We start from the raw sequence: 12,239 nt of genomic DNA, 5'->3' as shown, positions 1-12,239 counted from the left end.
ATAGGGCACGGTCACAAACGGGTGGGCTAGCCGCACGCTAGGTGTGGCAGGAACCCTCGGTACTACCTGCTTCGATACTAATGACGCTCATGGGGGTGCTGTCCATTCCCGTGAGTTTGTTTGGCTGTTCTTAGCGTGGCGAGTGGAAGTATTGCTGCGCGGCCTCGAGTCCGTCCGTCACGACTGCTTCGGCGGCGTCTGCGGCGCGCGAGATCAGCAGGTCGAGTTCTTTGCGTTCGGCTGCGGAGAACGGCTTGAGCACAAAGGTTGCCGCATCCATGCGGCCTGGAGGACGGCCGATGCCCACCCGGATCCGTACATAGTCTGGGGTGCCCAGGGCTTTGGTGATGTCTTTGAGGCCATTGTGTCCGCCGGAGCCGCCGCCACGTTTGATTTTGACTTCTCCGAACGGGATGTCGAGCTCGTCGTGGACGACGACGACATCGCGCGGGGCTACGGACTGGTAGTTGGCGAGTGCATGGACGGGCCCGCCGGAGACATTCATGTACGACATCGGTACCGCGACCACGACCGCTTCACCGCCGAGCCGCACGGTTGCGGCGCGGGTGCGGGACTTCTTGTGCACGCTGAGCGACGCGCTTCCGCGGGACGCGAGTTCGTCTGCGACCATCTGGCCGATGTTGTGGCGGGTTCCCGCATAGTTCTCACCGGGGTTACCCAGTCCCACGATCAGTGCGCTCACGTTGTCGCCTTTCTTGTCCTTGCTAGTGTCCCGCGACCATCCGAGTCTTGCGAACAGCGACATCGTTGACCCTCCAGATTCGAGTAAGAAAGCGCATCGCGCCCGCCACCGATGGTGACGGGCGCGATGCGGTACAGATCAGTGTGAAGCGGGAAGCGCTTACGCCTCTTCGCCCTCGGCAGCGGCCTCTTCGGCGCTCGCTGCGGCGGGAGCCTCGTCCTCGGCAGCGGCGGTGCGCGGAACCGAGATGTGGATGATCAGCAGTTCGGGGTCACCAGCAAGCTCGGTGCCCTTGGGCAGCTCGAGGTCGGAGGCAACCTTCTTGTCGCCCTCTTCCATGCCTTCGATGTTGACGGTGAGGACCTCGGGCAGGTGGGTGGCCTCGGCCAGCACCTGGAGCGATGCGTTCTCGAGCACGTGGATGGTGCCGGGTGCGGACTCGCCTTCAACGTGGACGGGCACGTCAACGGTGATCTTCTCACCCTTCTTGACGAGCAGCAGGTCAACGTGGTCGATGACGGGCTTGATGGGGTCGCGCTGGATGTCCTTGGCGACGGCGAGCTCTTCCTTGCCGTCGAGCTGGATCGCGAGCAGTGCGTTGGGGTGCTTGAGCGCCATCATGGTCTCGTGACCGGGCAGCAGCATGTGCACGGGGTCGGTGCCGTGACCGTAAAGGACGGCGGGGATCTTGCCAGCAACGCGAGCGCGGCGTGCCGAGCCCTTACCGAATTCGTTGCGCGCCTCTGCGGCGAGCACCAGCTTGTCAGCCATGGGGTTCTCCTTGGGAGTGATCAGTGTGTGGAGCCAGGCAAGGCAGGCATCAACAATCACACTGCCGCGTCGATCACGCCAGCGCCCTGATGGGCCTAGCCTCGCCGTGGAACTGGAACAGGATACCTGTTGTGGGGTCCGTTGGCGAGTTCGGCTATGAGGGTTCGGCTTTGGCGATCAGGCTTGCGCCAGGAAACCAGCGTTCCAGCGCAGCCACGAAGCCCTCTTCGAACTGAGTGTCGTCGTGGCGTTCGCGCAGCCAGCGCGCGAAGTTGCCACCCGCGGCGGCGTCGAGTTGTGCGCGGCAGCCGTCGGAATCGGTGACTGCCCGAGTGAGGAGTTGTTCCGCTTCCCGCACATCCGCGTACAGCAGGGGGTACTTGTCTGGCAGGAGCGCACGTGCCCAGGGCAGATCGGGGAACACACCCACGGCTCCCGCGACCATCGCTTCGACGTACTCCAGGCCGTAGGACTCGTCCTGCGCGGTGGCAAGAAACGCCGTGGTGCGGGCGAGCCGGTAGTAATAGTCCTCACGGGTCGCGGTCAGCGGACCCACCCATGCCCACTCTTTGCGGGACAGGCGGATAGCGCGTTCGGAAATGAGGTGGGACTCTTCCAGACGCATCTCCACCTGGATGGGTGTGTGGCGACGGACGCGGTCCACGACGTCCAGGAACAACTCTGGCCGCTTGCGCGGCGACAGTCTGATGGCGGGGTACAGCACGACCGGGGTGTGGGGAGTTTCGCGTGCTTGCACGTGGTTGAGCCGGATACCGAGGTTCGCCCAGTCGATGCGGGCTTTGTCGGCGACCGCGGGCACAGTGGCCGATGCGACGATCTCGCTGATTTCCGTGGCGGTTCGGCGTGAGTTCGCGAACGTGGGGAACAGTGCGCACGACAACGCGAGTGAGAGTCGCTGCACGGGGTGGGTGAACTGCGTGGTGTTCCACCACACAAAGTTCACGATGCTTGGTTCGATTCCGCCCACGGACAAGGTTCGCCAGACCGAAGGCGACGTCACGACATCCATGTTGATGACGAGTGTCCGGCGCGGGTCGACCAACTCGAGCGGCACTACTTCAAAGCCTTCCCCGCGCTGCGCTCGTGGTCCCACGAGCGCAGCGCCAGGAAAGAGTCGCAAGAGCCGGCGCACCAGCGTCGCTCCTGCATCGTGGCCCGCAACCCTGCCATCGGCAACGGTGATGCCGTCACAGATGATTGCGAGCCGGTCCATTAGTGAGCCTCCTCCAGTGAAGCCTTCTTGGCTTCTACGTCAGTGTCACCTGAGGCTGTGCGAGCCGCAGCGTCATCACCATCCGTAGAGGGCGAGTCAGTGGTGACCTCGTCTTCGTCGTCGCCGGTCAGGCTTGCCTTGATGCGCATCCCGTAGAAGGAGCGGTGGACGAAGAACACAGAGACGGCGAAGAAGCCAGCCGCGAGCCAGTACACGAGGGCCTGGTTGCCTTGATGGGTGAGCCCCACCGCGAGCTCCACGGCAAGCAACCCGAACAGGGTCGTGAACTTGATGACTGGGTTCAGGGCCACAGACGAGGTGTCCTTGTAGGGGTCACCGACGGTGTCACCCACAATGGTGGCCTCATGCAGCGGCGTGTTCTTTGCATGAAGATCAACTTCCACGATCTTCTTCGCGTTGTCCCATGCGCCACCTGCGTTCGCCATGAAGATGGCCTGGTAAAGACCAAACAGTGCGATCGAGATCAGGTAGCCGATGAAGAAGTACGGCTCCACGAACGCGTAGGCCAACGTGGCGAAGAACACCGCGAGGAAGATGTTCAACATACCCAACTGCGCGTACTGGGTGCAGATCTCCACAACCTTGCGCGAATCCTCGGTGGAGGCCTTCGTGACACCGTCGAGCTTGATGGTGTCCTTGATGTACTCCACCGCACGGTACGAACCCGTCGTGACCGCCTGGATTGAGGCGCCAGTGAACCAGAAGATGGTGGCACCACCGGCAATCAGTCCCAGCAGGAACGGCGGGTGGACCAGCGACAGGTTCTCGATGCCGGTGGTGAGACCGTCCGTGAGCGAAATGATGATCGAGAAGATCATGGTGGTGGCGCCCACCACGGCAGTTCCGATCAACACCGGCTTAGCGGTTGCCTTGAAGGTGTTGCCGGCGCCGTCGTTCTCTTCGAGCATGCGCTTGGCAGGCTCCCACTCCGCGCGGATTCCGAAGTCACGCTCGAGTTCCGCATCGATGCCATCGATGTCCTCGATCTGCGACAGTTCGTACACGCTTTGCGCGTTGTCCGTCACGGGACCGTAGGAGTCAACCGCAATCGTGACCGGACCCATTCCCAGGAAGCCGAACGCCACCAGACCGAAGGCGAACACTGCCGGAGCCAGCATGAGTTCTTCCAGACCCATGCCGGAGATAAGGAACGATGCGCCCATGAGCGCCACGATCGCCATGCCCAGCCAGTAGCCAGAGAAGTTACCTGCCACCAGGCCGGACAGGATGTTCAGCGATGCGCCGCCTTCACGCGAACTCTTCACGACCTCGCGGACGTGGCGGCTGGAGGTGGACGTGAAGACCTTCACCAGTTCCGGGATCAGAGCACCGGCGAGAGTTCCACAGGACACGATGGTCGACAGCTTCCACCACATGCCGTCCTGCATGTCACCGATGACCCAGTAGGCGCTCAGGTAGGTGGCGACGATCGACACCACGGAGGTGAGCCACACCAGCGACGTCAGCGGGTGTTCGAAGTTCATCCGGTCAGCATCGCGGTACCGGGCCTTCACCCAGGCATCATTTGCCAGGTAGGACGCGGCGGAGGCGAGAAGCATCGCCGCACGCACCACAAAGATCCACACCAGCAAGGCCGCCTGGGTTGCCGGGTCGTGCACCGCAAGCAGCAAGAAGGTCACGAGTGCCACACCTGTGACGCCGTACGTTTCGAAACCGTCGGCAGACGGGCCTACCGAGTCACCTGCGTTGTCGCCCGTGCAGTCGGCGATGACGCCGGGGTTACGCGCATCGTCCTCCTTGATCTTGAAGGCGATCTTCATGAGGTCTGAGCCGATGTCCGCGATCTTGGTGAAGATACCTCCCGCGATACGGAGGGCGGCGGCACCAAGAGACTCACCGATGGCGAAGCCGATGAAGCAGGCTCCCGCGATGTCACGCGGCAGGAACAGCAAGATGACGAGCATCATCAGCAGCTCGAGGCTGATCAGCACCATGCCGATGCTCATGCCGGCCTTCAAAGGGATGCGGTGAACTGCCAGCGGCTTGCCATCGAGGGCAGCGAAGGACGTGCGGGAGTTCGCATAGGTGTTGACGCGGATACCGAACCACGCCACCGAATACGAACCCGCCATACCGATCAGGCTGAAAGCGATCACCGTGGCCGTGCGACCCCAGGCGAAACCCACGAGGACGCCGTAGTACAGGACGATGACGGCCGCGATCACGAGCCACAGCATCATCAGGAACTTGCCCTGCTGAATCAGGTACGCCTTGGAGGTGGCGTAAATCAGTTCCGACACCTTGCGCATGGACTCATGGACGGGAAGATTACGGATCTGGCGAAGAACGGTGACGCCGAAGGCGAGGCCGAGCACCGTGATCGCGAGTCCCACCATGAGCAATACCGTCCCGGACATGCCCGAGGACGTGGTGACTCCACCGAGTTCAGGCAGTGCGAGGCTAGCCTCACCGCCGTCGATGTGCCCACCGGTACCGCAGCCAGACAAGGCAAGTGCACTCGCGCCCGCGAGTGCGAGAGCGCCGAGTTTCCTTCTGGCCGGACGCCGCGACACACGCGGCGCACTGGTAAGTTGTTGATTCCACCTTTGGAACATTATTACCCCTGCAACGTAGCGACTTTGCTGTCGCATCGCAGGCTAGGGCCGCCGCACGCAACCCAAGGGTGACCAAAGGCCTAGGCGCCCATCCCCCACCACGCATCGTCCCTGGTCACAAGCACCACCACAGGCCCAGCGCGGCGTTACACGCACGAATGCCGCCACCCCGTGAGGGATGACGGCATTCGTGTCAGTACAGAAAACTCAGACGTTGCCCTGGAACAGGCTGGTCACCGAACCGTCGTCGAAGACCTCACGCACCGCACGCGCCAGCAGCGGCGCAATCGACAGCACCGTGAGGGAGTCAAACTTCTTGTCCTCATCGATGGGCAGCGTGTCCGTGATGACGACCTCAGAGATACCCGAGTCACGCAGACGCTCCACCGCAGGACCGGACAGCAGGCCGTGAGTCGACGCCACGATCACTTCCTTGGCGCCATTCTCAAACAGTGCCTCTGCAGCCTGGACGATGGTGCCACCGGTGTCGATCATGTCGTCCACCAGCACACACGTACGGCCCTGCACCTCACCGACCAGCTCGTGAACCTTGACCTGGTTAGGAACGGACGGGTCGCGACGCTTGTGGATGATCGCCAGCGGCGCACCCAGGTGGTCGGACCACTGATCTGCGAGACGCACGCGGCCAGCATCGGGCGACACAATCGTCAGGTTGTCGGGAGCCACGCGGGTCCGGACGTACTGCGCGAGCAGCGGCATGGCCCACAGGTGATCCACGGGGCCATCGAAGAAGCCCTGAATCTGCGAGGTGTGGAGGTCAACCGACATGATGCGGTCCGCACCCGCGGTCTTGAACAGATCTGCCATGAGACGAGCCGAGATGGGCTCGCGGCCCTTGTGCTTCTTATCCTGACGGGCGTAGCCGTAGCAAGGCATGATGACCGTGACCCGCTTGGCCGACGCACGCTTGAGCGCGTCCACCATGATGAGCTGCTCCATGATCGCTTCATTGATCGGGGCAGCGTGAGACTGCAACACAAACGCGTCGGCGCCACGGACCGACTCACCAAAGCGCACATACAGCTCGCCATTGGCGAAGGTGTACGCGGTGGTCGGCAGCAGCTCGATACCCATCTCCTGGGCTACGGCCTGGGCAAGCTCCGGGTGGGCACGGCCTCCGGCCAGCACCATCCGCTTCTCGCTCGCATGCGAGATCTCTGAGCTCATGACTCTCCTTCAGTCTTCTTGTTGGCCGCAGCACGCTCGACGCGAGCGCCCTCCGACAGTCCATCATCGTGAGTGCGAAGTGCTTCCTGTGCGGCGGAAGCGGACTTGGTCCCGGGGCGACGGTCGAGTACCCATCCCTCAACGACCTGCTGGGGCGAACTGTTGCGTCCCAACGCTCCGGCAGGAACATCGCGCCGGATCACGGCACCTGCTCCCGTATAAGCACCATCGCCGATCTCCAAAGGAGCAATCAACGAGTTGTCGGAGCCGATGCGCACGTGACTTCCGATAGTGCTGTGGTGCTTGTTCACGCCGTCGTAGTTCACGAAGATCGTGGCAGCGCCAATGTTCGAGTGCTCGCCAATGGTGGCGTCACCCACGTAACTCAGGTGGGGGACCTTGGAATGAGCGCCAATGGAGGCGTTCTTCGTTTCGACAAATGCGCCGATCTTGCCATCCGTGCCGAGGTGTGTGCCCGGTCGCAGGTAGGCAAAAGGCCCGACCGTCGCGTCTTCATCAATGACGGAAGCCGAGCCATGAGTGCGGATGACAGTGGCGCCAGCGCCCACCTGTACGTCCGTCAAAGTCGTGTCAGGACCGACCGTGGCACCGGAGGCCACCACAGTTGCGCCCTTGAGCTGAGTACCAGGAAGCACCGTGACATCCGCCGCCAACTGCACGTCAGCATCGATCCACGTAGTCGCGGGATCCTGAATGGTGACGCCTTCGCGCATCCAGCCAGTGACGATGCGCGCGTTCAGTTCACGACCCAACTGCGCCAACTGCACACGGTCATTCACGCCTTCGACAGCACCGGCCTCGGGGGCCACAAACGCGTGAGTACGTCCACCCTCGCGGCGTGCAATCTCCAAGACGTCCGGGAGGTACATCTCGCCCTGAGCGTTGTCCTGACCGATCTGTGCCAGCGCACCACGCAAGACCGCGGCATCAAACACGTAGATGCCGGAGTTGATCTCATCGATCTCGCGTTCAGCCTCAGAGGCGTCCTTGTGCTCCACGATCGCGAGCACCTCATCCGTGCCAGCGTCCCGCACCACACGGCCGTAACCCGTGGGATCGGGAACCTTCGCGGTCATCACCGTCACGGCCGCGCCAGCGTCGGCGTGAGAGTCAACGAGCGCACCCAGGAGCTCACCGTCCACGAGCGGCACGTCGCCACTCGTCACAACGATGGCGCCCTCCGCTTGGGTGTCCAGGACGGCGGTGTCACCGACGGCACCCGCGGCAACCTGCGCAGCGACAGCAGTCGCGTCAAGAGCGGACAAGCCGCAAAACGCTGCACGTCCAGTGCCTGGAATGTCGTCTTGGTCAGCGAGGAGGGCATGTGGCGCGATCTGTGAGATGTGACCGGCTACCTTGTCGCGCTCGTGCCGCACCACCACCACGACCCGCTGAGGATCGAGCTCGTAGGCAGCTGCAAGTGCATGGCCCACCAACGATCGGCCAGCGATCGAATGGAGGACCTTTGGGGTAGCGGACTTCATCCGGGTGCCTGCCCCGGCCGCGAGAATCATCACGGCGGCGGGTCGAATCCGACTCACCGGACCCCCTTCAGGTCTGGGCGAAAGATGGTGACGCCTACTCTACCTGCCGCGAGCCCGCCTGCGCTTCCTCGCATCGGCCCTTTCCTGGCTCAGGATGCCGAACACGGGACTGGCGGACACCACCCCAGACATGCCACACGGCCCGGTCCAGTGATCGCGAAGACGCGTCACCGGCCGGGCCGTGAATGGCTCCGCCCACAGGATTCGAACCTGTACTGCGAGGCTCCAAAGGCCTGCGTGCTGCCGTTACACCAGGGCGGAACGTGGACCATCAATGATGCCACGGTGGACCAGTCTGCCAGGATTCACGGCACACTAGAAACGTGACCGAAGAATCTCGTAAGCCTGTGCGCGCCCGAATGACCGCAAAAGAGCGTCGCGAACAGCTCCTCACGGTGTCCCGCACACTGTTCGCCGAGCGAGGCTTTGAAGGCACCTCTGTGGAGGAGATTGCGGCACGAGCAGACGTCTCAAAACCCGTGGTCTACGAGCACTTTGGCGGAAAAGAAGGTGTGTATGCGGTCATCGTGGACCGCGAAGTCGAAGCACTTCTGGGTGCGCTATCCGGGGCACTGTCGGAACGCGGTCACCCGCGCCAACTCGTGGAACGTGCGGCGCGAGCACTGCTCGATTACATCGAATCTTCCCCTGATGGATTCCGGATTTTGGTGCGCGACTCCCCTGTCGCCCAATCAACCGGAACGTTCTCGTCACTCATCGGCGACGTGGCCAACCAGGTCGAGTATCTCCTGGCCCACCAGTTTGTGAAGCGTGGCCTTGATCCCGCCACCGCGCCGATCTACTCGCAGATGCTCGTGGGCATGGTGGCGCTCACCGGACAGCACTGGGCAGAGGTACGCGAACCCAGTAAGGACGAGGTCGCGGCTCACTTGGTGAACCTGGCGTGGAACGGGTTGTCGAACTTTGAACGTGATCCCGTGATGCCGCCCGTCGACTAGGGGGCTCTACCAGCCTATTCTCGTCTCACAAGCATCCCCGCTTATCAAAGTGAGAAGAGGAATCATGCTCCAGGGTTTCAAGGAGTTCATCACCCGCGGCAACGTGGTCGACCTTGCGGTCGCCGTTGTCATCGGCGCAGCATTCACTGCGATCGTCACCGCCGTGGTCGACGGCATCATCACCCCGCTGATCGCCGCAGTATTCGGAGAGCCCAACCTGGCCGCCGTGGGCAACTTCGAGGTCAATGGCGCACAGTTCAGCCTGGGCCTAGTGCTCGACGCACTGTTCACGTTCGTGTGCGTGGCGGCCGCGATCTACTTCCTGATCATCGTGCCCATGAACAAGCTCGCTGAACGTCGCAAGAAGTCCGACGAGGTTGTCGAAGAAGCCGGCCCGACCGAGGTCGAGCTGCTGATGGAAATCCGCGACGCACTCGCGCGGGACAAGAACTAACCTGACGCCCCTACCGGGCGTCGCTATCAGGACGTGGCCTCGTCACGTCACGATGGTGGCGCCCGGCGCAGGGGCCGATGCGGTGAGCACCATGTGCGCAACCTCAGCCGCCCGTAGGTGGGCGGCAATGGCCAGCGCGTGTTGGCGCGAACGCCCCAGGGCCGCCACGGTGGGCCCGGAGCCCGACACGATGACTCCTAGCGCTTCCGCCTCATGCGCAGCCTCCATCACCCGATGCAGATGTGGGGCATTCGTGAGCGCAGCCGACTGCAGATCGTTCGACAGTGCGGCACCGAGGCGTTCGGCATCTCCCGCCATGAGAGCCGCCATCAGTTCACGATTGATGTGTGGCTCCGCAGCGGGACGCGCGCCCGACTCCACTTCAGCGTCGAACGTCGCATACGCCTCCGGCGTGGACAGTCCGTGGTCCTGCGTAGCGAGAACCCAGTGAAACTCGCCGCGCACCATCGCTGGCGAGAGGTCGCTGCCGCGGCCTAGACCTACCGCTGTGTGGCCGTGAAGGCTGAACGGCACGTCCGCACCCACCCTGGCCGCAATCTTGTGGAGCTCGCCACGCCCCGCACCCAACTCCCAGGCCTCCGCGCACGCCACCAAGGCTGCTGCAGCATCGGCGCTTCCGCCGGCCATGCCGCCCGCGACAGGGACTCCCTTACGCAGGTGCAGGTCGGCGCCGTAGTCCACACCAAAGTAGGCGCGCAGTTCAAGCGCCGCCTTGACCGCGAGGTTGTCGGGGCCTGTGGGCACACCAGAAATATCGATTCCCAAGGCGCGCGGTGCCTCCACCGTCACCACCAGCGCCGAATCCTCCCGGGGAGTGGCCGTCACCGTCTCGTACAAGTCCACGGCCTGGAACACGGTTGCCAACGGGTGATATCCGTCGTCTCCCAGGGGTCCCACGGCCAGTTGGAGGTTGATTTTTCCTGGCGCGCGGACGGACACGGAACGACTCATGCGGATAACTCTCCCAGACTTCGGGCCGATGCGCGGCCTGCGCAGCGACTAGGAGCGGAGGGCTTCGGCGATGCGAGTGAAGTCGTGAATGTCGAGCTGTTCGCCGCGAGTGAGTGGCGCAATGCCAACAGATGTCAGGGCTTCTTCTGCGGCAGCGGCGGATCCGGCGATACCGGAAAGCGCGCCCCGCAGTCCCTTGCGACGCTGCGCGAAGGCCGCGTCGATCACCGCGAACACCTCTTCACGGCTCGCCGTGGTGGTGGGGATGTCCCGCCGCTCCATCAGCACGAGCGCGGAGTCCACTCGCGGCACCGGCCAGAACACTGCGCGCTTCACATCCCCTGCCCGGCGAATGTCGCAATACCAGGCGCCCTTCGCGGATGGGATGCCGTAGGTGCGCGACCCCGGTCCCGCGGCCAACCGGTCAGCGACCTCCGCCTGCACCATCACGAGGACGCGTTCGAGGGTGGGGAAAATCTCCAAGAAATGCAGAATCACCGGCACCGACACGTTGTACGGCAGGTTGGCGACCAACGCCTTGGGCGGCGCGGGAAGCGAGTCCACTTTGAGCGCGTCTTGGTGGATCACAGTCAAGCGGTCAGCGGCCTCGGGGGCACGTTGCGCCACCGTGTCCGGCAGGGCCTTCGCCAAGATGGGATCGATCTCCACCGCCGTGACGTGTGCGCCCGACTCCAACAAAGCCAGAGTCAACGACCCCAACCCTGGGCCTACCTCGACGACATGGTCGCCAGCGTCCACCCCAGCAATGCGCACAATCCTGCGCACCGTACCGGCGTCCACCACAAAGTTCTGTCCCCACTTCTTGGTGGGAGCAGTCCCGAGGGATTCCGCGAGCGTGCGGATGTCCGACGGGCCGAGGAGTTCGGCCAAGGTTTAGTACCAGCCGACGCTCTGCGAGTGGCCCCATGCCGAACACGGCGAACCGTAACGGCCCTTGATGTACGACAATCCCCAGCTGATCTGGGTAGCAGGGTTGGTCGCCCAGTCCGAACCGTGCGACGCCATCTTGGAACCAGGCAGCGCCTGCGGGATTCCGTGCGCACCGGATGACGGGTTCGTGGCGTTGGAGTTCCAGTTGGACTCCTTGGTCCACAGCGCGTTCAAGCACTGCCACTGGTCACCGGTCCACCCCTGCGCGGCCGCCATCTCCTGGCCGATCGCGCGGTTGGTACCGGCGTTCGAGGTCGACGTGGGGATCGACATGGCGCCCACGGACACGACTTCATCCACGGGTTCTTCGACGACCACGGTCATCGACTCGGAACGCTCCACCTCAACGCCGTCCTTGAGCGTGACTTGGTACGACACCACAGCGGTGCCGTCCTGGCCTTCGGTCACCACGGACTCGTTGCCGGACAACGTCGAGTAGTCCTTTTCTTCGACCGAGCCGTGCTCGATCGTGACCTCTTCGGTCTGGGTAACGACACGGAGGTCAGCACCAGTGGCTTCGACCGGAGCGACAGTAGCGTCAGCAGTCGCGATCGAAGACTGGGAATCGGGGGCAGCCCAGGCGTTCACACCTACAGAGGCGAACGACCCGACTGCGAAAGCGGTCAGTGCGACACCAGCTCCCACGGTGCCCACGGTGCGGCGGCGGAAGCGGGACTTGTAGCGCGTCTCGCGGCGTCCGCCAGGGGCGGGCGTATTGCGTCGGTAGCTCAAACTTTCGGTCCTTTCCTGCTCGTTACGGTAGCGCCCTTGCGGTAACGAAACCATAACGACGAACGCCCCTTTATCTCACAGCGTCCCGCAAAGATGCCACCCCAAGTGATCTG

At 63.3% G+C, this 12,239-nt stretch carries 11 protein-coding genes and 1 tRNA gene; 2 read left to right on the top strand and 10 right to left on the bottom strand.

Features of this window, described 5'->3' with window-relative positions; genetic code table 11:
• Positions 1 to 130 precede the first annotated feature (130 nt).
• The 7 genes from pth to ON058_RS10110 form a co-directional block, all read right to left on the bottom strand.
• Positions 131 to 703: an aminoacyl-tRNA hydrolase gene (pth, locus tag ON058_RS10140; protein WP_274668930.1), complete on the bottom strand. Its 573-nt coding sequence runs from the start codon at positions 701 to 703 to the stop codon at positions 131 to 133.
• Positions 704 to 862: 159 nt separating this feature from the next.
• Positions 863 to 1,474, bottom strand: coding sequence for a 50S ribosomal protein L25/general stress protein Ctc (locus tag ON058_RS10135; protein WP_274668929.1), 612 nt, complete (start codon positions 1,472 to 1,474; stop codon positions 863 to 865).
• Between the two features lie 154 nt (positions 1,475 to 1,628).
• Positions 1,629 to 2,708: a glycosyltransferase family 1 protein gene (locus ON058_RS10130; RefSeq protein WP_274668928.1), complete on the bottom strand. Its 1,080-nt coding sequence runs from the start codon at positions 2,706 to 2,708 to the stop codon at positions 1,629 to 1,631.
• Complete coding sequence (locus ON058_RS10125) at positions 2,708 to 5,197, bottom strand: sodium-translocating pyrophosphatase (RefSeq protein ID WP_274669099.1); 2,490 nt, start codon at positions 5,195 to 5,197, stop codon at positions 2,708 to 2,710. The genes ON058_RS10130 and ON058_RS10125 overlap by 1 nt, the downstream gene beginning before the upstream one ends.
• 315 nt (positions 5,198 to 5,512) lie before the next feature.
• The gene (locus ON058_RS10120; RefSeq protein WP_274668927.1) at positions 5,513 to 6,493 is read right to left on the bottom strand and encodes a ribose-phosphate diphosphokinase; all 981 of its coding nucleotides are present in this window, start codon (positions 6,491 to 6,493) and stop codon (positions 5,513 to 5,515) included.
• The gene (gene glmU, locus ON058_RS10115) at positions 6,490 to 8,055 is read right to left on the bottom strand and encodes a bifunctional UDP-N-acetylglucosamine diphosphorylase/glucosamine-1-phosphate N-acetyltransferase GlmU (protein ID WP_274668926.1); all 1,566 of its coding nucleotides are present in this window, start codon (positions 8,053 to 8,055) and stop codon (positions 6,490 to 6,492) included. The genes ON058_RS10120 and glmU overlap by 4 nt, the downstream gene beginning before the upstream one ends.
• 189 nt (positions 8,056 to 8,244) lie before the next feature.
• A tRNA-Gln gene (locus ON058_RS10110) sits at positions 8,245 to 8,319 on the bottom strand.
• 98 nt (positions 8,320 to 8,417) lie between these two features.
• On the opposite strand from ON058_RS10110, the gene ON058_RS10105 reads away from it, so the two are divergent.
• Both ON058_RS10105 and mscL read left to right on the top strand, forming a co-directional pair.
• On the top strand, positions 8,418 to 9,017 hold the full coding sequence (locus ON058_RS10105) for a TetR/AcrR family transcriptional regulator (RefSeq protein ID WP_274669098.1): 600 nt from the start codon (positions 8,418 to 8,420) through the stop codon (positions 9,015 to 9,017).
• A gap of 64 nt (positions 9,018 to 9,081) precedes the next feature.
• Positions 9,082 to 9,471: a large conductance mechanosensitive channel protein MscL gene (gene mscL, locus ON058_RS10100; RefSeq protein WP_274668925.1), complete on the top strand. Its 390-nt coding sequence runs from the start codon at positions 9,082 to 9,084 to the stop codon at positions 9,469 to 9,471.
• A gap of 42 nt (positions 9,472 to 9,513) precedes the next feature.
• Here mscL and ON058_RS10095 read toward each other — a convergent pair whose 3' ends face one another.
• From ON058_RS10095 to ON058_RS10085, 3 genes are read right to left on the bottom strand one after another with little or no spacing between them, the layout of a single operon-like run.
• Positions 9,514 to 10,443: a 4-(cytidine 5'-diphospho)-2-C-methyl-D-erythritol kinase gene (locus ON058_RS10095; RefSeq protein ID WP_274668924.1), complete on the bottom strand. Its 930-nt coding sequence runs from the start codon at positions 10,441 to 10,443 to the stop codon at positions 9,514 to 9,516.
• A gap of 48 nt (positions 10,444 to 10,491) precedes the next feature.
• Positions 10,492 to 11,334 carry a 16S rRNA (adenine(1518)-N(6)/adenine(1519)-N(6))-dimethyltransferase RsmA gene (gene rsmA / locus ON058_RS10090; RefSeq protein ID WP_274668923.1) on the bottom strand — a complete coding sequence of 281 codons (843 nt, stop codon included), beginning with the start codon at positions 11,332 to 11,334 and terminating at the stop codon, positions 10,492 to 10,494.
• 3 nt (positions 11,335 to 11,337) lie between these two features.
• Positions 11,338 to 12,126, bottom strand: coding sequence for a G5 domain-containing protein (locus ON058_RS10085; RefSeq protein WP_274668922.1), 789 nt, complete (start codon positions 12,124 to 12,126; stop codon positions 11,338 to 11,340).
• Between the last annotated feature and the right edge of the window lie 113 nt (positions 12,127 to 12,239).

The organism is Demequina sp. B12, from assembly GCF_028823635.1.
Lineage (GTDB): Bacteria > Actinomycetota > Actinomycetes > Actinomycetales > Demequinaceae > Demequina.
The sequence above is the reverse complement of the archived record's forward strand: the minus strand, read 5'-3'. Positions and strand labels throughout refer to the sequence as shown.

What these genes read in the sequence shown, in the direction of transcription:
- ON058_RS10105 (WP_274669098.1), top strand. Translation starts at nt 8,418, where the DNA reads ATGACCGCAAAAGAGCGTCGCGAACAGCTCCTCACGGTGTCCCGCACA.
- ON058_RS10120 (WP_274668927.1), bottom strand. Translation starts at nt 6,493, where the DNA reads ATGAGCTCAGAGATCTCGCATGCGAGCGAGAAGCGGATGGTGCTGGCC.
- ON058_RS10135 (WP_274668929.1), bottom strand. Translation starts at nt 1,474, where the DNA reads ATGGCTGACAAGCTGGTGCTCGCCGCAGAGGCGCGCAACGAATTCGGT.
- ON058_RS10130 (WP_274668928.1), bottom strand. Translation starts at nt 2,708, where the DNA reads ATGGACCGGCTCGCAATCATCTGTGACGGCATCACCGTTGCCGATGGC.
- ON058_RS10095 (WP_274668924.1), bottom strand. Translation starts at nt 10,443, where the DNA reads ATGAGTCGTTCCGTGTCCGTCCGCGCGCCAGGAAAAATCAACCTCCAA.
- mscL (WP_274668925.1), top strand. Translation starts at nt 9,082, where the DNA reads ATGCTCCAGGGTTTCAAGGAGTTCATCACCCGCGGCAACGTGGTCGAC.